Here is a 21,789-nt window from a genome sequence, read left to right as displayed (position 1 = left end):
TAAAGGAGCGAACCAATCGTTCGCTCCTTTCTTTATCGTTTACACCGACTGACTTAACGCGCATACGATAACGCGGTCATTTCTCACAAGGTCTTCATACGATTCTCTTTTCACCGCCACATCGGCGCGCCCGTCTTTGACAAACACGACAGCAGGGCGGCGAATTCGGTTATAATTATTCGCCATGGAATATCCGTACGCGCCCGTACAAGAAACAGCGAGCAAGTCGCCGGGCTCCGCCTTTGGAAGTGCATAATCCCAAATTAACATATCGCCGCTCTCACAGCATTTCCCAGCGATCGAAACAACCTCGGCAGCCGGCTCATCTGCGCGATTCGCAAGCATTGCCTCGTATTTTGCTTGATATAATGCAGGACGAATGTTATCAGACATACCGCCGTCAATCGCCACGTATTTACGGATGCCAGGGATATCCTTAATCGCTCCGACCGTATAAAGTGTGGTGCCAGCTTCGCCCACGATGCTTCGGCCCGGCTCAATCCAGATCTCCGGCAATGGATAATTGCGCGCCGTAAACTGACGGCGCACTTCTTCCGTAATAACCTGTACGTATTTACTTACCGGCAGCGGATCGTCTTCTGCCGTATAGCGGATGCCAAAACCTCCGCCCAGATTCAGAACCTCGATCTCGTATTTCGTCTCAGTGCGTACCTGTTCCAGAAATTCGCCCAGCACTTCAATCGCCCCGATAAAGCCGGTCGTCTCGAAAATTTGCGAACCGATATGGGAGTGAATGCCAAGCAGCTTGTAGAAAGGCTTATCGAGCGCGCGCTTCACCGCTTGCAGCGCCTGTCCACTGGCGACGCCAAAACCGAACTTCGAATCATCCTGACCGGTGGAAATGTACTCGTGCGTGTGCGCTTCAATTCCCGGCGTTAGACGAAGCAGAATCGACACAATTCGTTCCTCTTTTTGCGCCAAGTCATGCAAAAGCTCAAGCTCGAAAAAGTTGTCGACGACAAAGCAGCCGATACCGGCGTCAAGCGCCATCTTTAACTCATCTTCCGTTTTATTATTGCCGTGGAAATGAATGCGTTCTGCCGGAAATCCTGCCTTAAGCGCCGTATATAACTCGCCGCTTGATACAACATCCAGCGACATATTTTCCTCGGCGATCAACTGGCACATCGCTATACACATAAACGCTTTGCTGGCGTACGCTACCTGAAAGCGGAATCCACTTTCCTCGAACGCTTTAACATAAGCGCGGCACTTCTCCCTTATGAGCGCCTCATCATATATATAAAGTGGCGTACCGTATGTGTGGGCCAGTTCCGTCGTGTCGCAGCCGCCGATTTCCAAATGCCCTCTCCCGTTTACTCTGCTCGTTCCATGTAAAAACACTCGGCTTCCTCCTCATTTTATACCCTATAAATATCTTATACAGTACCATACCTTGCGAAAGTATGACAACTAGACATTTTACTTCTTTCGCAATTTTCGCGAATATTTAGGGAAATAACCGCTCTTCTGCAAAATAAATTTGACCGCTGCCAGTGTCACTGGGCAACCCACGCATGTCTCATCACGTCCTTTCATTTTGCCGATATCTCCGATTCCGACGATAACCGGGATCTGCAACATGTTCAAAACATCTACTGTATCACCTATAATATATGCTTCACTTCCGGCTTCCACAAACCCATTTTTATTTACCGGACGCCTGACTTTTCGGCCGTATCTATCTATGCAAATATCTACTTTTACACCAAGTGCGCCTTTCGTTCGCGATGCAACGGCGATAGCGCCCAGCACCTCAATATCAGGGTGGGTAGATACATAATACAACGCTTCTTCCCCTTTTCCCATGTGAACATCACCGTTGTCGTCAAACATAACCAGTACCGGATCATGTTTGGCCTTTTTGATCAAGGAAACGATCTGCGGACCGTTCAATGGCGTCGGGTTTCCAGCCGAACGGGAGATGCAGCGGCCACCGATTCGCCGCGCCACTTCTTCTACTGTACTGCGAGCCACAAAATCCCCATCCGTAATAATAATGATTCTCCGTTTTCTGCGCTGCATGGCCTATCCTTTCGGCTTAAAAATAAGCGCAGCAAAAAAACTGAACGCGATGGCAGCCGAAATGCCAGCACTCGGAACTTCAAAAATTCCGGCAATCAGACCGATAATCCCGGTCTGTTCCGCTTTCTGCCATGCACCATGATATAAAGCGTGCCCAAAGCTCGTAATCGGCACAGTGGCTCCGGCACCCGCAAATTCAATGAGCGGATCGTATAACCCAAGCCCATCCAACACCGCACCGGTGGCGACAAGAATACTCATCACATGGGCGGGCGTCAACCTGGCTATATCCAATAAAAGCTGACCTATGACACAAATCAATCCTCCGACAAAAAAAGCGATCATCACCTGTCCCATGCTGTTATACCTCCTCCGCTTCAAGCGCCACGGCATGCGCGATACATGGAATGCTTTCACCCTGCTGATAACTGACCGGACTGAACAGCGCGCCGGTCGCGCAAATCAGCACCCGCTTAATGCTTCCTTCTCTTAGCCGATTCAAAATATAACTGTAAGTAACCACGGCACTGGACGCACAGCCGCTTCCACCGGAAAATACCTGTTGGTCCGGACTGTAAATCATTAAGCCACAGTCGTTATACACCGGGGTCATGTCATATGAAAGGTCTTTCATTTCATCCTTTAAAATCGCGTATCCGACTTTGCCCAAATCGCCAGTAACAATCAAATCATAATCGGATGGCATCCGATCCGTATCACGGAAATGCGTAGAAAGCGTATCGACCGCAGCCGGTGCCATCGCGCTCCCCATATCAAACGGATCTTTGATTCCCATATCTACTACCTTTCCGATGGTTGCATACGTGATGCGCGGGCCGCTTCGGCCGCATCCGACAACCGCCGCTCCCGCTCCGGTTACCGTGCATTGAGCATATTCCGGTTTTTGTCCGCCGTATTCTGTCGGATAACGGAATTGTTTTTCCGCCGTACAATTATGGCTGCTACAGGTAGCGACAATGTACGATGCGTATCCGGCATCCACCAGCGCCGAACCGACCGAAAGCGTTTCCATCGAAGTCGAACAAGCACCGAACATTCCGATAAGCGGAATATTTAACTGACTTGCCATAAAATTGGAGGAAATCGTCTGGTTCAGTAAATCTCCTGCCAGAATAATATCAATCTCGCTTTCCAGCAAATCGCTCTTTTTAATCGCCGTCTGCACCGCCTCGTACATCATAAACTGCTCCGCTTTTTCCCATGAAGCCTGTCCTGCATACATATCAGAATGGATATGGTCGAATTCCGCCGCAAGCGGTCCTTCCCCCTCGAGCGGTCCGACGGAAACAGCGCTGCCCAGTATACGGATGTCGTTCACAAAACGCCACGTCTGGCTTCCACATCGATGCCTTGCTTTCATCCTTTCACATCCTTACACTTTGATAATGAGCCATTTGATCAGCGAAACGACAAGCGCGGCTACGACTCCGTATACGATAACTCCCCCCGCCAGTTTAAACATGTTTCCGCCGACACCAAGCACCCATCCTTCCGCACGATGTTCGATCGCCGCCGATGACATCGAATTGGCAAATCCGGTGACAGGCACAGCCGATCCCGCTCCTGCATACTGCCCGAGCTTATCATATACGCCAAATCCAGTAAGCAATACAGAGATAAAAATAAGCGTTGCCACTGTCGGGTCGCCCGCCGTTTCTTTAGTGAAATTAAAAAAACGAATATAAAAGTTGGATACTAGCTGGCCAAACGCACAAATTGCGCCACCGACCCAAAACGCCTTTACACAGTTTGCTAAATAGGGTGGTTTCGGCTTGTATTTAGCTGCGCGTTCGCTATAGGCTTGTTGCGCTTTCATAAGTCTGTTTTGATTCCACTTTTTTACAGAAGAAGCCATAAACGTTTCATACTCCTTTCACGTCATTTCAAATAAATCATCCAGTGAAATAAAGAGCCGACGATCTTGCCGAACGCCAGCGCTATGATAAACCAATGAAGATAGTCATATACCTGCATGCGCTTCGATAAAATGGGAATAACATTCAGCACTTCCGTCAGTGCGGCCCCAAGAAATCCGACAAAAATCCCCATAAACGCACCAACAATACCCAGCAGGAAAACAGGCAAATACAAAGGAGCAGAAAAAAAGTCAAACACTGTGAAGAAAAATGCACCAAAAACGACAGCCCATTGAAAATGTAAAAGATACTGATCGGTTTTTGTAATCTGGACAAAACGAGGAATTAAGTCAAGCACCGTAATGAGAGCGACAATGCCTCCGCCAACAATCAGCCCTCCGCTTAAACCCACAAGAGCCAGAAACAAAGAAATGATCATTTTTTCTTTGCTCCGGGCGCTTCATGCGCTAATACATACTCGTCCACATTTTGCTCATACAAAAACATTTCCAATTCAAGCGGACTCGGTTCTTCATTAAACTTTTTACGAAAAATATGGTTGAAAAATAAAATCATGCCTGCACCGACACCGAGCGAATACGGGATTTGAATAATGAGCGGATGCGGATTCTTTTTCCCGGTGACCAGTTCATAAATGCGCTGGTGCACTTCCGGCATGCTGACATCAGTATGAAAGTTCATAATCGCAAGTCCTGAGCCGATAAAAAGCACAATCCAGACAAATGCAACAAGCAGCAGGCTAATTTTTTTCTTCGGCAATTGGACTTCGATGATCATTTGTTCCGCTCCGATGTTATGCACGAACAATTCGGGATATGCGCGCTGAAGCGTTTCAATGATTTGAATCATATCGACAACATAGCGGTTCCCGTCCCCGGGCTTCAGTACATGAAGCACCTGCTCTCGAATCGCTGTTTCAGCAGGGCTGTTTGTCACCAATTCCGCTACATCTTTCACACGAACGACTGCCCCTGGCGGAAGCTGCACTTTTCCTTTTAATTTCACATACACGCGGACTGGATCGGCCATGCACCATCCCTCCTTACACCAAATAGTATTTGTCTGACGAAAGAAGGCTATGCTGATGAAGACCGCTGCGTGCTCCGTCTTGCTTCTTGTACAGCTCGATTGAAATTAACAAGGAAAAAAAATGCATAAAAAACGAATAAGCGCGAAGGAAATTGCACTTCCTTCGCGCCGTTTGCTTTTACTTTTCAATTTGTTCCTTCATAATGCGGAGGATTTTCTTTTCCAAACGCGACACCTGCACCTGGGAAATTCCGAGCCGTTCCGCGACTTCGGACTGCGTCTGATCTTTATAATACCTAAGATATACAATAAGCCGCTCCCGCTCAGAAAGCTTGCCGATCGCTTCTTTTAAAGCAATTTTGTCAAACCACTTGTCTTCGTCTCTGTCCGAAATTTGATCCATAAGCGTAATCGGGTCGCCGTCGTTTTCAAATACGGTCTCATGAATGGAAGACGGGGCCCGGTTTGCTTCCTGCGCATAAATCACTTCTTCCGGCGTAATCCCAAGCACTTCCGCGATTTCTTTTACCGTGGGCAGACGCCCAAGATCTTTCGACAGCTCATCCTTGACCCGCCGGACTTTATGGGCAATTTCTTTCAGCGAACGGCTCACTTTCACCGTACCATCATCGCGCAAAAACCGCTGAATTTCGCCAATAATCATTGGCACTGCATATGTTGAAAACTTCACGTCAAACGTCAAATCAAACTTATCAATCGCTTTTAGCAGGCCGATGCAACCGATTTGAAACAAATCGTCCGCTTCATAACCACGGTTCAAAAAGCGCTGAACGACCGACCATACCAGACGAATGTTGCAGTTCACCAATGTATCTCGTGCTGTCGTATCTCCCGCCTGACTTTGCGCAAGTAATTCTTTTACTTCCTTGTCGGATAGATAAGCGTGATTGGCATTCCTTACATTGGTCTCCATCGGCATGTCTCCTAATTACATAGCGCTTCGTTTTTTATCAGGTTCTTCACCAACCGAATGCGTGTACCCCGGTTAATTTCCGTTTCAACTTCCATTTGATCCATAAAGTTTTCCATAATTGTAAAGCCCATTCCAGAACGTTCCAGTTCCGGCTTTGTCGTAAAAAGCGGCTGCCGTGCCTCTTCCAGGTTAGCGATGCCAATGCCGTGGTCTTCCACAATAATTTCAATGAAAGATGGCGTATACGTCGTCATAATCATCACGGTTCCGTTCTCGTCACCTTCGTATCCGTGAATAATGGCATTTGTAACCGCCTCGGATACGACCGTTTTGATTTCCTCCATTTCTTCCAGCGTAATATCAAGCCTGGATAAAAACGAAGCGACCGCGATTCTAGCAAATCCTTCATTCTCGCTACGTGCCGCAAATTCTAATCGCATGAAATTGTGACCGGTTTTGTTTTCCATTTACGCCACCCCCAGCACAAGGAGCGCTTCCTGTTCAGACTCCTTGATTTTTAGAATCTTGAACAAACCAGATAGTTCAAACAGACGGTAAATGACCGGATTGATCGAACAAATGACCATATCCCCGCCACGGGCAGAAATCTTCTTGTAACGCCCGAGAATAACGCCCAAGCCGGAACTATCCATAAAATGCAAATGAGCAAGGCTTAATAAAATATGCTGGACAGGTTCTTCCGCGAGTTTCTTCTCGATGTTTGTTCGCAACATATCCGCTGTATGGTGATCCAGCTCTCCTTCCAGTCGGACGATCAAAACACCATGAACTGTTTCCATATCAACTCGTAAACTCACGCAGAGCCACTCCTTCGCTTAAGTGATACTGGGAGATTCTACGAAGCCGGTCACGATTCCTGCCACCCGACAAAACTAGAAAAAAACCGGGGAAATGTGGCATTTTTCTCCTTTTTCCCGATTTTTCGCACCTGTTATCCGCCGAACATTTTGCGGGCCGCTCGTTTAAACAACTTCCACCATCCGGCTTTTTCCACGTTGCTTGCGGCAACCAGATCAACGGTGCTGACGGTTTTGCCGTCTTTTTTAATTACTATCTCACCGATTTTTACCCCTTTTTTAATCGGCGCTTTCAACTCCGATTGAATGGCAATCACTTTTTCATACTGAGAAGCTTTTTCCCCTTTTTTCACCAGCATACTAAAATGATACGGCACAATAATGTCGACCGTTTCTTGCATGCCTTTTTCAACCGGCACGGTTTTCACCACCTGGTTTTCCTTGTAAAGCGGCTGGCTGTCATACTGGTTAAACGCATAGTCCATCATCGCGGCAATTTCCTGGTTGCGTGTTTTGGAATCAGGTGCGCCCATCACTACCGCGATTACGCGCATATTGCCGCGCTTTGCAGTCGCGGTTAAACAATACTTTGCCTCAGACGTGTAGCCGGTTTTCAAGCCATCCGCGCCGGGATAGAAGCGGACAAGCCTGTTCGTGTTTACCAGCCAGAACGGCTTTTTCGTGTCCTTGCGCAAATAGTCCTGATAAAGGCCCGTATATTTTGTAATTTTTTCATGCTTTAAGAGTTCACGTGACATGAGCGCAATATCGTGGGCGGAAGAGACATGTCCCTCCACCGGCAATCCATTGGAGTTTTTAAATAATGTGTCGTCCATGCCCAGTTCTTTCGCGCGCTTGTTCATTTTCTCAACGAATGCTTGTTCCGTGCCGGCGAGATGTTCCGCCATCGCGACGGACGCATCGTTGCCAGAAGCGAGCGCAATACCCTTCAGCATTTCATCCACGGTCATTTCCTCGCCCGGCTCAAGGAAGATTTGCGAACCTCCCATAGAAGCCGCATAATCGCTTGTCCGCACTTTATCCGTCAGCTTAATCTCGCCGCGATCAAGCGCTTCCATGATGAGGAGCATCGTCATAACTTTCGTGATACTGGCGGGCGGTAGGGGTTTATGTCCGTTTTTCTCGTACAGAACCGCCCCTGTGTCACGATCCATCAACACGGCCGAAACCGCATTCGGTGTAAGGTCTACGCCTTGCTGCTGGTCAGTAGTTTGCTTTGTCTTTTCTTCTGCGGATACAGGCCCGCTGAACAGTGACATTATCAGAAATATGCAAAGCAATACAATAGGCAGCTTCTTCATCAAACTTGTCCCCTCCAATCATAATAGTATCTATTTTCGCCATGAAGTTTGACATTATATACCTCCATTGAACATAAAAAAGCAGGATGATCGCACATCACTCACCCTGCTTTTTTATCGATATACATCGTCTTTAATGTTTCGATCCTATCCTTCAAAACTTACGCCATGGCAAAAGCTCTGCATTCTTCTGTGCAACGTAAACATATACGGCCGCACACTTCACAAATACGCGCGCATTTCCTGGCAATGATTTAATGCTTCAAATGATTCATTTTCCTTACACTGGCCCCCATCACATTTCTATCGTAAAGATGGCAAGCGACGAAGTGTCCGGGTTCCGCTTCCCGCCAAACAGGCTCAACTTTGGCGCATGCTTCCATGGCATGCGGACAACGGGTACGGAAATGGCACCCGCTCGGCGGATTCATCGGGCTCGGTACATCACCTTTCAATACGATACGCTGGCGTTTGCGCTCCACTTCCGGGTCCGGAATCGGAATCGCAGATAGCAGCGCTTGTGTATACGGATGCAAAGGATTCGCATACAGCGTCTCGCCTTCGGCGAGTTCAGCGATTTTGCCCAGATACATGACTGCCACCCGATCGCTAATATGCTTTACCATCGACAGATCATGGGCGATGAACAAATATGTCAGCCCCATTTTGTCTTGCAATTCGCCCAGCAAATTCACGACCTGCGCCTGGATAGATACGTCCAGCGCAGAAATCGGCTCGTCACAGACAATAAACTTCGGCTCTACCGCGAGCGCGCGGGCGATGCCAATCCGCTGACGCTGACCGCCGGAAAACTCATGCGGAAACCGGTTCATATGGTCAGGCTTCAATCCGACCAGATGAAGCAATTCCTGAATGCGTTCCCTGCGCTTCGCTCCGGTCGCCAATCTATGCAGATCAAGCGCTTCGCCAATAATATCGGCCACCGTCATCCGCGGATTTAAAGACGCATACGGGTCCTGGAAAATCATCTGCATATCACGGCGCAGCTTTTTCAACTCCCGCGGATTCGCTCGGTGCACATCTTTTCCTTCGAACAGCACCTCGCCTCCGGTTGCTTCATACAGACGAAGAATGGTGCGGCCCATCGTCGATTTTCCACACCCGGATTCTCCTACAACGCCGAGCGTTTCACCGCGTTTTACATCAAACGTTACGTCGCTGACGGCCTTTACTACACCGCCTCCGACATTGAAGTATTTTTGCAGATTGCGCACTTCCAGCAGAATCTCCTGATTTTTATCGTTTTGTACCGAAGTTTCTGTTACAACCGTACTCATTGTGCAAATCCCTCCTTCCGGTTCACCTGTCTGGCCAATGGATGGTGCAACCAACAAGCCGCTTGATGATTACTGTCCATTTCTTCAAGCGCGGGCTTATGGTTACGGCATACTTCCATTGCATAGGCACAACGAGCAAAGAACGGGCAACCGGCAGGCGGACGCAAAAGGTCCGGCGGCGTACCGATAATAGGGTTGAGCGGTTCGTCTTTTTTCATATCAAGGCGTGGCACCGACTGCAAGAGCCCTTTTGTATACGGGTGTTGCGGTTCATAAAAGATTTGATCGACCGTTCCTGTCTCCACAATCTCACCTGCGTACATGACGACAACACGATCACACATATCGGCCACCACTCCGAGATCGTGCGTAATTAAAATGATCGATGTTTTCGTTTTGGCCTGAAGCTTTTTCATCAACTCTAAAATCTGCGCCTGAATCGTTACGTCCAGCGCTGTCGTCGGTTCATCAGCGATCAGCAGTTTCGGCCGGCAGGCCAGCGCAATAGCAATCATGGCGCGCTGCCGCATCCCACCGGAAAATTCATGCGGATATTGGTTCACTCGCTTATCCGGCTGTGGAATGCCGACCATCTTTAATAATTCGATCGCTTGCTTGTGCGCTTCTCCAGCCGACATTCCCTGGTGTTTGATCAGGCTTTCCGTAATTTGTTGCCCGATCTTCATCGTCGGGTTTAAGGACGTCATCGGATCCTGAAAAATCATCCCAATATCGTTTCCCCGCACTTTTTGCATTTCTTTTTCACTTTTTTTCAGCAAGTCCTCTCCATTAAATAAAATGCTTCCTTTCTTATACTTGACCGGAGGATGCGGCAGAAGCTTCATAATCGACTGAGCGGTTACGCTTTTTCCGCAGCCAGACTCGCCTACGATACCGACCGTTTCGGCTTTTTTTACATGAAAGGTTACGCCGCGCACAGCTTTCACTTCGCCCGCATACGTATGGAACGAAACATGCAGGTCACGCACTTCAAGTATATTTTCCATAGGTTTTTCACCCTTTGCTTACGTTATTTGCGCATTCTCGGGTCAAGCGCATCACGCAAACCGTCGCCTAACACGTTAAAGGCGAACATCGTGAGCGAAATAAAGAAGCCCGGAATGAACAGCTGATAGACGTTTCCGACAAGCAAACTTACGAGCGCATCATTCACCATCGTACCCCAGCTGGCCTGCGGCGCTGGAATGCCAAGACCGAGAAAGCTGAGCGTCGCTTCGGCAAAGATCGCAGTTGGAACCGTCAGGGTCACATTTACAAGAATCGGCCCCATCATATTCGGAATCATATGCTTGCGCAAAATCCACTTCGTATCAGCGCCGAGAACCATCGCTGCCTGAACATATTCCTGCTCTTTGAGCTGCAATACCTGTCCGCGCACAAGGCGGGCCATCGGGATCCACCCTGTGATTGTCATCGCAATAATGATCGTCCACAATCCCTGCCCCATAACAACCATAAGCAGGATAACCATTAATAAATACGGTATACCATACAACACTTCAGCAATTCGCATCATAATATTGTCGATGCGCCCGCCTTTCAGACCGGAAATACCGCCATACAGTACACCGATCACAAAATCGATAAAAGCCGCCATGACACCGATAAACAAAGAAATACGCGCACCGTACCAGACTCGGGTAAAAATGTCACGCCCGGAAGAATCGGTACCGAACCAATGCTCGGCACTTGGTCGCATGTTTTTTATACTAAAATCTTGTTTATAGTACGTATAGCCGCTAATCATCGGTCCGATAATAGCCATAATGACAAGCGCGATAATCATCAAAAGACCGATCATCGCCAATTTATTCATCTTCAAACGGCGCCATACATCCGCCCAATAGGAGACGCTGGGGCGCTCGATTTTTTCCGCATCTTTAAAGTGATCTGTTACAGGTCGGAACATATCAGCGGTCAATTGCGGTTCATGCTGCATTACTTACTCCCCCCTGCAACCTTAATGCGTGGATCAATCCACGTGTAAAGTACATCCACAACGAAAATCAAAAAAATAAGAATGGCGCTATAAAAAACGGTAGAACCTAAAATCACCGGATAGTCACGATTAAAAATACCTTTCACAAACATTTCGCCCATTCCGGGGATACCGAAAATATGCTCAACCACAAAACTTCCTGTTACAAGATTCGCTGTGATAATACCAAGCACGGTAACAACCGGTAAAATTGCATTTCGTAACGTATGTTTAATAATAACAATATTGCGTGTCAAACCTTTTGATTTTGCCGTCTTAATATAATCCTGCCCTAACACTTCCAGCATGCTGGAACGCATAAGACGCGCAATAAATGCCATCGGCATCGCCGCCAACGCCAGCGAAGGCAAAACGGTATGTTGCCATGTTCCCCAGCCGGATGGCGGAAAAATGTTCATTTCTACAGCAATATAGTTAATGAAAACCGTTGCCAAAAAAAAGCTCGGCACAGAAAGTCCGACGATGGCAAGAATCATCGACAAATAATCAGGCCATTTATTGTGATATAAAGCGGCAATGACCCCAAAAATTAAGCCAAGCGTAACCCCGATCGCCAGCGCCTGTAAACCAAGATAAAACGAAATGGGAAATCCTTGCGCAATATAATCGTTGACTGTGATCGCACTCGATTTTAATGATGGACCAAAATCAAGTTGTAACAACGATTTTAAATATAATCCGTACTGAACAATTAACGGTTTATCCAGATTGTAGTAAGCTCGTAAATTTTCGTATACACCGGGCGGCATGTTTCCTTCTTTTGCAAATGGGTCACCTGGAATTACATGCATTAAACCAAACGTTAGCGTAATCACCACCCACAGCGTTACGAGAGCCCACCCCAAGCGTTGCAAAGTATATCGTAACACCTTATCCCCTCCATTCCTTCATGTTTAGGAAATAGGAGATACCCAGAAGCCGGGTACCCCCTGATTTATGCGCACTACTTTTTGTCCGCATATTTCATGACCGGATACTCATCCGGCACCGTATAAACGCCGGTTACATTTTCTTTCACCGCATACGGCATCGCATAGAAGTAAATGGGCATAATCGGCATCTCATCCATCAAAATTTTTTCCGCTTTATGCATGAGTTCCATGCGTTTTGCCTGGTCAGCCGCTTTCTGAGCCTGATCAATCAGCGCATCATATTCTTTGTTTTTCCAGCCCGTGTCATTTTGTTTGCTATAGGAAGTGAACATTTCCAGCATGGTCATCGGATCTGTATAGTCGGCGATCCAGCCGGACCGGCTTACATCGTAATCAAGCTTATGCTCACGATCGATTTTCACCTGGAATTCCACGTTTTCTAGTCCGACTTTAAGTCCAAGATTTTTGCGCCACATTTCCTGAATCGCTTCCGCGATACGTTTGTGTGCATCAAGCGTGTTATACAAAATCGTAAATTTCGGCATGCTGGTCATGCCTTCTTCCTTAAGACCTTCCGCCAGCAGGCGCTTCGCCAGCGCTACATCTTCTTTAAAGAAATTGCCGCTCACTTCTTGAAACTCTTTGCCGCTCGGTTCTTTCGCACCCGGTCCGACATAACCAAACGCAGGCTTCTCCCCGCCTTGCGTGACATTTTGTGTAATGGTATTGCGGTCAATCGCCAGCGTTAAGGCCAAACGTACCTTTTTGTTATTGAACGGTTTCTTTGTCGTATTGAAACGGTAAAAATACGTAGCGAATTGAATCGCCGATTTAAACTCAGGCGAATTGCTAGACTTAAGCTGTCCAATCACATCGCTCGGCAGCGGATAAAGCAAATCGTAATCGCCGGAGCGGAAAGACTGCCATGCCGTATTTTCATCTTCTACCATCGTCCAATGTATGCCATCTAATTTAATGCGGTCTTTCTCAAAATAATTTTCATTTTTCGCCATTTTCAAATGACTTTTATGCTGCCATTCGACCAATTTGAACGGTCCGTTGGAAACGAATGTTTTAGCATCGTTTGCCCAATTCGGATTTTGTTCCTGCACCTTTTTATCGATTGGAAAATACGTATAGAAAGATACGAGTTCTTCAAAGAACGGGGTCGGATTTTTCAGTTTGACTTCAAGCGTTTTGTCGTCAAGCGCTTTTACACCCACTTTGTCTTCAAGCGCTTTCAATTTTTGTGGATCCTTTTCTTTCGACTCATTGTACTGCTGGGCTCCGTCGATGTAATATAAAATCCAAGCATAATCCGAAGGTGTAGAAGGGTTCAGCACATATTTCCACGCGTATTCAAAGTCATGGGCTGTCAGCGGATCACCGTTGGACCATTTAAGTCCGTCACGCAGATGGAAAGTGTATTTTTTCTTATCTGGGCTTATATCCCACTTCTCGGCCATCGCCGGCACAATTTTCCCGCCCTCTTCTTTCATCGTCAGACCAACAAATAAATGACGCATCGGCCAACTATCATGCGTACCTTGCGCTCTCGCAGGATGCAGGGAGCCAGGCTCAGTAGAGTTATTGACGCGAAGGATTTTTTCTCCGGCCTTTTCGCCTCCGGCCGATTTTTCTCCGCCGCCACAACCTGTAAGCGCTAACATAAATAAGAGAACAAAACTTAAGAAAATCGAGAAACTTTTCTTCACAGTCATCAACCCCCTTAGTTTCAAATCATGTTTCCTATAAAGGACGTTTCCACACGGCCATTCATTAGCCCGCGTTGTCCTCTAACCCATCCAACGTCACATACGAAAATGAATCTTTATATTGCTTCAGTTCAATTGAAACTTCGGCCGAAACAATCCCTTCAACATTGGCTAAATCTTTGTTCACAAATGTAACCAGATCTTCATTCGAGCGAAAATACGCCTGAATGATTAAATCATTGCGCCCGGAAAACGCGCCAATAAAACGCACCGCCCGCAGTTTTCCCAGCTCTTCGGCAACTTTCTCCTGGTAGCCGAGCCTGGTGGACATACCGATGATAGCCTGCACATTTAAACCGACTTTTATAGGGTCAGTATGTACGATAAAATAAAAAATTTTATCTTCAATCATCCTGTTGATACGCGAACGAACCGTGCCTTCGCTTACTCCAAGCAAATGTCCCATCTCCGTATATGATTTCCGAGCATCTTCCTGAAGGATTTGAAGAATCTGAAAATCAAGCAAATCCAACTTTCTCACCCACCCCCCTCCTTTCCTAAAAAAAATAATCATTCAGAAAATTCGACTTACGATTGCGGCATAATTTCACCAAAAATCTATGTTTTTCGTAAATCAATTTTCTTAATACATCATAATATAAATATAAAACGATATACAATTAATGTAAATAATATTTTTATTAAATTCGTAAAATTATTTATGAATTTATACGTTTTTCCTATTATCCGTTCAATTTTGGAAGTACAGCTTTAAGGAGAGAAATAAGCTTTGGACGGGTACGGTTCGCTACTTCCACTACTTGCTCATGTGTCAAAGGTTCCAGTTCTTCACCGATCGCCATATCGGTTACACAGGAAATTCCCAGCACCTTTAAACTAGCGTGGCGCGCCACAATGACTTCTGGAACGGTGGACATGCCGACCGCATCTCCACCTAATCGAGCCAGTATTGTCAATTCTGCTGGCGTCATATACGACGGCCCGCTAATTCCAACATATACCCCTCGCTGTATGGAAATTCCCAGCTCTTTGGCCGTTTCCTGTGCGAGATGAATGTATTCTTTCGCATACGCTTCCGACATATCCGGGAAACGCGGGCCAAACTCTTCTATATTCGGGCCAATAAGCGGATGATCACCCGTAAAATTAATATGGTCTTCAATAATCATTAAGTCGCCCGGCGCAAAAGTGCGGTTCATGCCGCCGCATGCGTTTGTAATAACAACCGAATGGACGCCGAGCAACTTCATTACATAAACCGGAAAGGTAACCTGTTTCATGCTGTAGCCCTCATAGTAGTGAAAACGTCCCTGCATCGCCACAACGTTCTTTCCTTCCAGCGTGCCGATGACAAGCTGGCCTTTATGTCCTTCTACCGTAGATACAGGAAAATGCGGAATTTTATGATAACTGAGGCACACCGTATCTTCTATCTCATCCGCCAACACGCCAAGACCGGAACCGAGAATCAAACCGATTTCTGGTTTCACAGAAATGTGGCTTTGAATGTATTCTGCTGCGTCTTTCAAGTTGGCAACATAATCTCTCATGAAAAAACCTCCTCTTATACTTATAATAAAAAGCCTGAAACAAACAGCGTATCTTTTGCTCCAGACTTTTTGATTACATGCCCTATATCTCTTTTATGATTGCTTTTACTAGCGTTAAAAATGCGCTTTTAACTTTTTCTGTTGTTTCCATTACTTCTTCGTGTGACAGCGGCTGCGGCAAAATGCCTGCGGCCATGTTGCTGATGCAAGAAATGCCGAGCACGCGAATGCCTGCATGACGCGCTACAATAACCTCCGGAACCGTAGACATACCGACCGCATCCCCGCCCAGAATGCGCAGCATGCAGATTTCCGCCGGCGTTTCATAGCTCGGTCCCAATAGGCCCACATACACACCTTCCTGCACCTTAATTCCGTGCGCATTAGCTACCTTGTGTGCAAGTGCGCGCAAGTCAGGGCAATATGCGGTCGACATATCCGGGAAACGTACCCCCAACTTTTCATCGTTCGGCCCAATAAGCGGATTGCGCCCCGTAAAATTAATATGGTCTTTAATCAACATCAAGTCGCCCGGCGCATAACTTTCGTTTACGCCTCCAGCCGCGTTGGTCACGATCATCCTGTCCACCCCGATCGCTCTCATGACACGTACGGGAAACGTTACTGCGTCCAGTCCATACCCTTCGTAATAGTGAAAGCGTCCCTGCATCGCCACAACGTTCTTTCCTTTCAGCGTGCCGATGACAAGCTGGCCTTTATGTCCTTCTACCGTAGATACAGGAAAATGCGGAATCTCCTTATATGGAATAACAGCCGGATTTTCAATTTCATCGGCCAGTACGCCAAGACCAGAGCCAAGAATTAAGCCAATCTCCGGTTTGATATCCGTTATGCTTTCAATATAAGCTTTCACTTCTGCAATGTTTGCTGTAAGCGACATCCCCTCTGCCTCCCTTATCCTCTTTATTCAGTAATCTGTCGCAAAAAGCTCGTACCAATGCTGGGCTTTGTCACCTGAAAGTTGTCGGCGATGGTTGCGCCGACGTCGGCGAACGTTTCGCGCACGCCAAGCGGTTGGCCGCCTTTCATGCCTATGTAATACACAAGCAACGGCACGTATTCTCGCGTATGATCCGTTCCGTGATGAATCGGATCGTTTCCGTGATCCGCCGTAATGATGAGCAGGTCATCTTCGCCGAGCGCACCCAGAATTTCTGGAAGACGGCGATCAAATTCCTCAAGCGCTTTGCCATAGCCAATCGGATCACGACGATGCCCGTACATAGCATCAAAGTCTACGAGATTTACGAACGAAAGTCCGGTAAAATCTTTTCGCATCGTTTCCAGCAGTTTATCGACACCGTCCATATTCGATTTTGTTTTCAGCGCTTCCGTTATGCCTTCGCCCGCGTAGATATCAGAGATTTTACCAATGGCGATGGAAGTAAATCCTGCTTCCTGCAACTCATTCATCACCGTTTTGCCCGGCGGCGATACAGAGAAATCACGACGATTCGCCGTGCGGGTAAAGTGGCCTGGTTCACCAACAAACGGACGGGCAATCACACGCACGACGGAATGTTCATCATCAAGCGTAAGTTCACGCGCAACCTTGCAAATTTCATACAGCTCTTCAAGCGGCACAATTTCTTCGTGGGCTGCCACCTGGAACACGCTGTCCGCCGAAGTATAAACAATAACGTCACCGGTTCTCATATGTTCTTCGCCCAATTCAGCAATAATTTCCGTACCGGAAGCCGGTTTGTTTCCGAGCACGCCGCGGCCAATCCGCTCAGAGAACGGCTTGATTAGACTATCAGGGAACCCGTTCGGCCACGTTTTGAACGGTGTCTCAATGCGAAGACCCATAATTTCCCAGTGACCGGTTGTTGTATCTTTCCCTATCGAAATTTCTTTCATTTTACCGAAAGCGGCCTCAGGCGGAGCATCCGCAGAAACGCCTTCCAACTTCTCGATATGTCCGAGTCCAAGGCGCGACAGATTCGGCACGTTCAAGCCATTCATTCTTTCGGCGATATGACCGAGCGTATGCGCCCCTTCGTCGTTATAGTCTTTCGCATCTGGCAATTCGCCGATGCCGACGCTATCAAGCACGATAAGAAATACGCGTTTAAATCGCTTCATACAGCTGTCTCCTCCTCGTTTCAATTCAGCGGGACAAGCCTCTTAGCCAGCGCATGAAAATCATGCGTAAAATAAGGAAGGCACTTCACACTTTTCCCCGAAGTACCCTGTTTTATGCCCGAGGATGGGCTTTTGCGTACACTTCCTTCAACCGTGAACGCGTAACATGCGTATAAATTTGCGTAGTTGAGATATCGGCGTGTCCGAGCATCTCCTGCACAGAGCGCAAATCCGCCCCATTCTCAAGCAGATGTGTCGCGAACGAGTGACGTAACGTATGCGGGGTAATTTCTTTGTGACTGTTCGCCAGCTGGGCGTATTTCTTGATAATTTTCCAGAATCCTTGACGCGACAAGCGGCGGCCATGATGATTCAAAAATAACGCTTCTTCCTGTCCTCGTTTCTTTAAAAACGGGCGGCCGCGTTCAAGGTACGTCTGTACGTTCACAATAGCCAAACGTCCAAGCGGAATTATGCGCTCCTTTGAACCTTTTCCAAAACATTTAATAAAACCCATATTCAGATTCACGTCTGATAAATTAAGCGATACGAGCTCAGATACGCGAATGCCGGTCGCGTACAAAAGCTCTAGCATCGCTTTGTCCCGCATGCCGGACGGAAAGCGGGTGTCCGGTCCGTTCAGCAACATTTCCACTTCCGCCACCGAAAGCACCTGCGGAAGCTTTTTTTCAATTTTTGGTGATTCAAGATTAACGCTTGGATCTTTATCAATAAACTTTTCCCGCAATAAGAACTGGTAAAATGCGCGGATGGAAGCAAGGTTGCGCGACAGCGTCGCCGTCGCCCGTCCCTGTTCTTGAAGATAGAGCAGATAGCCCATAATCTGCGTGCGGCTTGTTTCGCTTATGTCCTTGAATCCCTCTCGTTCTAAATACGCACAATAGCTTATCAAATCTCTGCGATACGATTCAAGCGTGTTTTTTGCTAACCCTCTTTCCACTGTTAAGTAATGGATAAATTGGGTGATTAATTCATTCATTTGCGAATCTCCTTAACATCCGATCTCCTCTATCTGTTAGATAAGCATGTCCTTTATTATTTTATTCCACAAGGGTTCCTTGTTTCCTGCCCGATAACAAAAATTTATTCACCGTACCAATAAAACGCAAACAATCGCTGCTTCATTTCTTGATACGTTTTTTTCAAAGAAGGAACATCGTTCATAACTTTCACCGCTTTCCCCTGCGGTTCTTTGTACGGCTGCGCCGGCCTAATCGCATCGTTTAGGTAAGAGATAATACAATAAAATATAAATGTACAAAATACAAAAATGGCAAGCAAACGCAGCATTTCCGCGATTCTATTATACGGAATAAACATGCACCTTTCTCCTTCCGCACACGTTTTTATCCCATCCTATTCATTTCCAAGCAATTTTATACCTTTCGCTCGTTTTCAATTTATGTTTTGCATGATACAATTTATTTTTGTGATTAACAATTATCGGCAAGGTGTGGTCAAACCGATGTACAATCAACAAGAAAAAGAAAATAGCCGGCTCAAGCAAGTGTTCAACCGTTTGAACCTGCTGCTTTTGCTCGTGTTCCTCATATTCGCCCTTATCATTTTCCGACTGGCCTACGTGCAGGTTGTAAAAGGGGAGGAGTATCAGGCAGAAGCGGTGTCCAAATCGGACAAGAAAGTGCCAATTCCGGCGATGCGCGGCAACATATACGACCGGCACGGCAACCTAATCGTGCATAGTCGTGGCTCCTTTACTGCCGTCTTCCAGGAAAAAGAATATATGGACAAGGATTATTACATCCAGCTAGCCACCAAGCTGGAAAAAATTCTGGAAGGCACGACTAAAGAGGATTTGCTCAAAAAAATGGATGTCGGATACGAGTATAAAAACGGAAATGTCGTCAAATCCCCGCGCATGACCCAAAAATTTTTGGAAAAAGACTTGAAACACGACCTATCCCAAAAAGAAATCGCCTACCTATCAGAGCACCGCAATGAATTGGATGGTGTAGCCGTCATCACGAAACCGATCCGCGAATACGATCCGAAACAGGTGGCCGTGCAAACCATCGGATATGTGCGCCCGTTTAACGTTGCGGATAATCAGGGCATCGAATACTATCGACAGCGAAAGGACGATTATTTGCCGAACCAAACGGTCGGTTATGACGGAATTGAGCGCAGCTATGAAGAAGAACTGCGCGGCGAGAATGGTTACCGTCTGTATCAGGTGGATGCCCATCAAAACATCCTAAAACAGATCAAGGAAGTTCCGCCAAAGCGCGGCAACAATTTGTATCTAACAATTGACCAGCGCGTGCAACTTGAAACGCGCGACTTCATTAAGAGTTTCCTGCCCAAACTGCGGGCCACAGGTCGTAACGCCTCCTACGCAAAAACAGCGTACGCGGTGGCTATGGAAGTAAAGACAGGTAAAATTGTTGCGATGGTCAGCTACCCGGAATACGACCCGAACATTTGGACATCCGGCCCTGACAAAGAAACATACGAACAAAATAAGTATTCCTTTACAAACGGGACAATCCGCAGCGCACCGTATGATGTGCGCCCCAAAACCGGAAAAGCTGCGGAGATGGAGAACTATAAACATCCAGCTTCCATCGTACCGGCCGGTTCTGTCGTGAAGCCGCTCACCGTGCTAATGGGATTGTCGGAAGGCTTAATTACACCGTATGATTATTGGGCTGACCCAGGTGCGTACCACTATGGTGGCGCTTCCGACGTCGTACGCAACGACAGCGGTCATAATTATGGCATGCTGACGCCCAGAACGGCGATTCAAAAATCAGCCAACACGTATATGGCGCGCATTGGTAAGCTTATGAGCGAAAAGCATGGAAAAAATTCCGTTACCGTCTATCAGAAGTACTATCACGCCTTCGGTCTCGGCGTGAAAACAGGCGTCGATTTGCCGGGAGAATCGGCCGGCAACGAAGATTTTCTCGTCATGAATAAGCGCTATGGCCCTCTCGCTGCGATGGTGCAGGCTTCCTTCGGCCAGCAGGGCCGCTATACGGCTATGCAGCTGGCACAATACGTTGCCACGATTGCGAATAAAGGCGTGCGCTTGCGCCCGCAACTGGTGGATCGCATTGTGGATGCTAAAGGAAATGTTGTTCGTCCGTATAAAACAGAAGTGCTAAATGTAATAAAAGAATCGGATATTAATTGGCGTACAATACATCAAGGCATGGCAATGGTTACCCAAGGCGGTACCGCGACCAGCGCATTTGCCGGGTTTCCTTATCGCGTAGCAGCAAAAACAGGAACATCGCAACAAGATATTTATGTGCCTGATTCAACAGATTTTACGAAGAAGGTAAACTGGCGCAAGTATAAAGAAATAAATAATGGGGTCTTTGTTTCCTTTGCTCCGGTTGAGGATCCGAAACTGGCTGTTGCTGTTATCGTTCCAGAAGGGGGCTATGGCTCTCAATCCGCTGGTCGCATCGCCCGTGCCATTTATGAAGCATATGACAAATACATTGGCCTTGGCCCTACGGATAAGCCATACGATCCGAAAACAGCCGTGCCGAAAGACAAAAAAACTGAGTAAACTTCATAAAAAGCATGCTGTCCGGGCGGAACAGCATGCTTTTTTACTTTTGCGGATCATTCTCCTTCACTACGAAAAAAAGCAGGGCCCGGAAAGGTACCACTGCTTTTTCAGCCTGGAATATTGCTTCTTACATTCGCAAGTTCATTCTTATCCACTTTGTCAATGCAACGATGGCAAATGCCGTGGAAAGACAAACGATGATCAAGAATATGGAATTTAAATTTATCGCTAACCGCTTGCTCAACTTCGCCCAGAAGGTCTTCATGTATCTCATCTACGATGCCGCACATGACACAAATCAAATGATGGTGATGGTGCTCGGCATTTTCATTACGAAACTCATAACGGGCTACCCCGTCGCCGAAATTAATCTTTTGCAAAATATGCAAATCACTCATCAATTCAAGTGTACGATATACGGTAGCCAGACCGATTTCAGGGGCTTTCTCCTTGACGAGCAAATAAACATCTTCTGCGGATAAATGATCTTCTTCATTTTCCAATAGAACACGAAGCGTCGCTTCGCGCTGCGGTGTCAGCTTGTAGCTATGGGCATGCAATTGCTGTCTAATTTTATCAATTCTTTCTTCTATTT

General features: G+C 47.0%; 24 protein-coding genes. 1 reads left to right on the top strand and 23 read right to left on the bottom strand.

Translation table 11 applies throughout. From position 1 onward, the window contains the following. Positions 1-39: 39 nt before the first annotated feature. The 22 genes from lysA to K3F53_RS05975 all read right to left on the bottom strand — a co-directional run bounded on the left by lysA (position 40) and on the right by K3F53_RS05975 (position 18,970). Entirely contained in the window at positions 40-1,365 is a 1,326-nt protein-coding gene (gene lysA / locus K3F53_RS06080) for a diaminopimelate decarboxylase (RefSeq protein ID WP_057899385.1), read from the bottom strand. 78 nt (positions 1,366-1,443) lie between these two features. Beyond that, positions 1,444-2,046, bottom strand: a complete 603-nt coding sequence (locus K3F53_RS06075) for a stage V sporulation protein SpoVABEA (protein WP_057899386.1) — start codon at positions 2,044-2,046, stop codon at positions 1,444-1,446. Positions 2,047-2,049: 3 nt separating this feature from the next. Beyond that, positions 2,050-2,403 carry a stage V sporulation protein AE gene (spoVAE, locus tag K3F53_RS06070; protein WP_408863291.1) on the bottom strand — a complete coding sequence of 118 codons (354 nt, stop codon included), beginning with the start codon at positions 2,401-2,403 and terminating at the stop codon, positions 2,050-2,052. 4 nt (positions 2,404-2,407) lie between these two features. Beyond that, positions 2,408-3,427, bottom strand: a complete 1,020-nt coding sequence (gene spoVAD, locus K3F53_RS06065; protein ID WP_057899387.1) for a stage V sporulation protein AD — start codon at positions 3,425-3,427, stop codon at positions 2,408-2,410. Between the two features lie 12 nt (positions 3,428-3,439). Then, on the bottom strand, positions 3,440-3,922 hold the full coding sequence (gene spoVAC, locus K3F53_RS06060) for a stage V sporulation protein AC (RefSeq protein WP_057899388.1): 483 nt from the start codon (positions 3,920-3,922) through the stop codon (positions 3,440-3,442). Between the two features lie 23 nt (positions 3,923-3,945). Next, on the bottom strand, positions 3,946-4,362 hold the full coding sequence (locus tag K3F53_RS06055) for a stage V sporulation protein AB (RefSeq protein WP_057899389.1): 417 nt from the start codon (positions 4,360-4,362) through the stop codon (positions 3,946-3,948). Next, positions 4,359-4,973 carry a stage V sporulation protein AA gene (locus K3F53_RS06050; protein ID WP_057899390.1) on the bottom strand — a complete coding sequence of 205 codons (615 nt, stop codon included), beginning with the start codon at positions 4,971-4,973 and terminating at the stop codon, positions 4,359-4,361. Before K3F53_RS06050 ends, K3F53_RS06055 begins: the two co-directional genes overlap by 4 nt. A gap of 178 nt (positions 4,974-5,151) precedes the next feature. Further along, positions 5,152-5,907 (bottom strand): RNA polymerase sporulation sigma factor SigF, encoded by a 756-nt coding sequence (sigF, locus tag K3F53_RS06045; protein ID WP_057899391.1) that lies wholly within the window; start codon positions 5,905-5,907, stop codon positions 5,152-5,154. 11 nt (positions 5,908-5,918) lie between these two features. After that, positions 5,919-6,374: an anti-sigma F factor gene (spoIIAB, locus tag K3F53_RS06040; protein ID WP_057899392.1), complete on the bottom strand. Its 456-nt coding sequence runs from the start codon at positions 6,372-6,374 to the stop codon at positions 5,919-5,921. Further along, positions 6,375-6,725 (bottom strand): anti-sigma F factor antagonist, encoded by a 351-nt coding sequence (gene spoIIAA, locus K3F53_RS06035; RefSeq protein WP_057899393.1) that lies wholly within the window; start codon positions 6,723-6,725, stop codon positions 6,375-6,377. It abuts the gene before it with no gap. A gap of 134 nt (positions 6,726-6,859) precedes the next feature. Then, positions 6,860-8,047: a D-alanyl-D-alanine carboxypeptidase family protein gene (locus K3F53_RS06030; RefSeq protein ID WP_057899394.1), complete on the bottom strand. Its 1,188-nt coding sequence runs from the start codon at positions 8,045-8,047 to the stop codon at positions 6,860-6,862. 254 nt (positions 8,048-8,301) lie between these two features. Then, positions 8,302-9,345, bottom strand: a complete 1,044-nt coding sequence (locus tag K3F53_RS06025) for an ABC transporter ATP-binding protein (protein ID WP_220559778.1) — start codon at positions 9,343-9,345, stop codon at positions 8,302-8,304. Next, on the bottom strand, positions 9,342-10,352 hold the full coding sequence (locus K3F53_RS06020) for an ABC transporter ATP-binding protein (RefSeq protein WP_091259957.1): 1,011 nt from the start codon (positions 10,350-10,352) through the stop codon (positions 9,342-9,344). Before K3F53_RS06020 ends, K3F53_RS06025 begins: the two co-directional genes overlap by 4 nt. 23 nt (positions 10,353-10,375) lie before the next feature. Then, positions 10,376-11,305: an ABC transporter permease gene (locus tag K3F53_RS06015; protein ID WP_220559769.1), complete on the bottom strand. Its 930-nt coding sequence runs from the start codon at positions 11,303-11,305 to the stop codon at positions 10,376-10,378. Continuing rightward, positions 11,305-12,234 carry an ABC transporter permease gene (locus K3F53_RS06010; RefSeq protein ID WP_057899398.1) on the bottom strand — a complete coding sequence of 310 codons (930 nt, stop codon included), beginning with the start codon at positions 12,232-12,234 and terminating at the stop codon, positions 11,305-11,307. The genes K3F53_RS06015 and K3F53_RS06010 overlap by 1 nt, the downstream gene beginning before the upstream one ends. Positions 12,235-12,308: 74 nt before the next feature. Next, positions 12,309-13,958 carry a peptide ABC transporter substrate-binding protein gene (locus K3F53_RS06005; protein WP_246615689.1) on the bottom strand — a complete coding sequence of 550 codons (1,650 nt, stop codon included), beginning with the start codon at positions 13,956-13,958 and terminating at the stop codon, positions 12,309-12,311. Positions 13,959-14,016: 58 nt separating this feature from the next. Next, positions 14,017-14,493 carry an Lrp/AsnC family transcriptional regulator gene (locus K3F53_RS06000; RefSeq protein ID WP_091259961.1) on the bottom strand — a complete coding sequence of 159 codons (477 nt, stop codon included), beginning with the start codon at positions 14,491-14,493 and terminating at the stop codon, positions 14,017-14,019. Positions 14,494-14,695: 202 nt separating this feature from the next. After that, entirely contained in the window at positions 14,696-15,523 is an 828-nt protein-coding gene (locus tag K3F53_RS05995; RefSeq protein WP_091259963.1) for a purine-nucleoside phosphorylase, read from the bottom strand. An 82-nt stretch (positions 15,524-15,605) separates the two neighbouring features. Further along, on the bottom strand, positions 15,606-16,424 hold the full coding sequence (locus K3F53_RS05990) for a purine-nucleoside phosphorylase (RefSeq protein ID WP_220559744.1): 819 nt from the start codon (positions 16,422-16,424) through the stop codon (positions 15,606-15,608). A gap of 23 nt (positions 16,425-16,447) precedes the next feature. Further along, positions 16,448-17,629: a phosphopentomutase gene (gene deoB / locus K3F53_RS05985; RefSeq protein ID WP_057899403.1), complete on the bottom strand. Its 1,182-nt coding sequence runs from the start codon at positions 17,627-17,629 to the stop codon at positions 16,448-16,450. A gap of 112 nt (positions 17,630-17,741) precedes the next feature. Beyond that, the gene (xerD, locus tag K3F53_RS05980; protein WP_057899404.1) at positions 17,742-18,629 is read right to left on the bottom strand and encodes a site-specific tyrosine recombinase XerD; all 888 of its coding nucleotides are present in this window, start codon (positions 18,627-18,629) and stop codon (positions 17,742-17,744) included. 104 nt (positions 18,630-18,733) lie between these two features. Beyond that, positions 18,734-18,970, bottom strand: coding sequence for a DUF4227 family protein (locus tag K3F53_RS05975; protein WP_057899405.1), 237 nt, complete (start codon positions 18,968-18,970; stop codon positions 18,734-18,736). Positions 18,971-19,115: 145 nt separating this feature from the next. Between K3F53_RS05975 and K3F53_RS05970 the strand changes: the two genes are divergently transcribed. Then, the gene (locus K3F53_RS05970; protein ID WP_091259965.1) at positions 19,116-21,191 is read left to right on the top strand and encodes a peptidoglycan D,D-transpeptidase FtsI family protein; all 2,076 of its coding nucleotides are present in this window, start codon (positions 19,116-19,118) and stop codon (positions 21,189-21,191) included. A gap of 110 nt (positions 21,192-21,301) precedes the next feature. Here the strand turns inward: K3F53_RS05970 and fur are convergent, their stop codons facing one another. Next, positions 21,302-21,787 carry a ferric iron uptake transcriptional regulator gene (gene fur, locus K3F53_RS05965; protein ID WP_156424131.1) on the bottom strand — a complete coding sequence of 162 codons (486 nt, stop codon included), beginning with the start codon at positions 21,785-21,787 and terminating at the stop codon, positions 21,302-21,304. Positions 21,788-21,789: the final 2 nt, after the last annotated feature.

It is taken from the genome of Aneurinibacillus thermoaerophilus, from assembly GCF_019603355.1.
Taxonomy (GTDB): Bacteria; Bacillota; Bacilli; order Aneurinibacillales; family Aneurinibacillaceae; genus Aneurinibacillus; species Aneurinibacillus thermoaerophilus.
Note: the sequence above shows the minus strand (reverse complement) of the source record. Positions and strands in the feature narration are given on the sequence as shown.

What these genes read in the sequence shown, in the direction of transcription:
- K3F53_RS06075 (WP_057899386.1), bottom strand. Translation starts at nt 2,046, where the DNA reads ATGCAGCGCAGAAAACGGAGAATCATTATTATTACGGATGGGGATTTT.
- K3F53_RS05975 (WP_057899405.1), bottom strand. Translation starts at nt 18,970, where the DNA reads ATGTTTATTCCGTATAATAGAATCGCGGAAATGCTGCGTTTGCTTGCC.
- K3F53_RS05995 (WP_091259963.1), bottom strand. Translation starts at nt 15,523, where the DNA reads ATGAGAGATTATGTTGCCAACTTGAAAGACGCAGCAGAATACATTCAA.
- K3F53_RS05990 (WP_220559744.1), bottom strand. Translation starts at nt 16,424, where the DNA reads ATGTCGCTTACAGCAAACATTGCAGAAGTGAAAGCTTATATTGAAAGC.
- spoVAE (WP_408863291.1), bottom strand. Translation starts at nt 2,403, where the DNA reads ATGGGACAGGTGATGATCGCTTTTTTTGTCGGAGGATTGATTTGTGTC.
- spoVAD (WP_057899387.1), bottom strand. Translation starts at nt 3,427, where the DNA reads ATGAAAGCAAGGCATCGATGTGGAAGCCAGACGTGGCGTTTTGTGAAC.
- K3F53_RS06020 (WP_091259957.1), bottom strand. Translation starts at nt 10,352, where the DNA reads ATGGAAAATATACTTGAAGTGCGTGACCTGCATGTTTCGTTCCATACG.
- deoB (WP_057899403.1), bottom strand. Translation starts at nt 17,629, where the DNA reads ATGAAGCGATTTAAACGCGTATTTCTTATCGTGCTTGATAGCGTCGGC.
- spoIIAB (WP_057899392.1), bottom strand. Translation starts at nt 6,374, where the DNA reads ATGGAAAACAAAACCGGTCACAATTTCATGCGATTAGAATTTGCGGCA.
- K3F53_RS06030 (WP_057899394.1), bottom strand. Translation starts at nt 8,047, where the DNA reads ATGAAGAAGCTGCCTATTGTATTGCTTTGCATATTTCTGATAATGTCA.
- sigF (WP_057899391.1), bottom strand. Translation starts at nt 5,907, where the DNA reads ATGGAGACCAATGTAAGGAATGCCAATCACGCTTATCTATCCGACAAG.
- K3F53_RS06025 (WP_220559778.1), bottom strand. Translation starts at nt 9,345, where the DNA reads ATGAGTACGGTTGTAACAGAAACTTCGGTACAAAACGATAAAAATCAG.
- spoVAC (WP_057899388.1), bottom strand. Translation starts at nt 3,922, where the DNA reads ATGGCTTCTTCTGTAAAAAAGTGGAATCAAAACAGACTTATGAAAGCG.
- K3F53_RS06015 (WP_220559769.1), bottom strand. Translation starts at nt 11,305, where the DNA reads ATGCAGCATGAACCGCAATTGACCGCTGATATGTTCCGACCTGTAACA.
- K3F53_RS06055 (WP_057899389.1), bottom strand. Translation starts at nt 4,362, where the DNA reads ATGATCATTTCTTTGTTTCTGGCTCTTGTGGGTTTAAGCGGAGGGCTG.
- xerD (WP_057899404.1), bottom strand. Translation starts at nt 18,629, where the DNA reads ATGAATGAATTAATCACCCAATTTATCCATTACTTAACAGTGGAAAGA.
- K3F53_RS06050 (WP_057899390.1), bottom strand. Translation starts at nt 4,973, where the DNA reads ATGGCCGATCCAGTCCGCGTGTATGTGAAATTAAAAGGAAAAGTGCAG.
- K3F53_RS05970 (WP_091259965.1), top strand. Translation starts at nt 19,116, where the DNA reads ATGTACAATCAACAAGAAAAAGAAAATAGCCGGCTCAAGCAAGTGTTC.
- K3F53_RS06005 (WP_246615689.1), bottom strand. Translation starts at nt 13,958, where the DNA reads ATGACTGTGAAGAAAAGTTTCTCGATTTTCTTAAGTTTTGTTCTCTTA.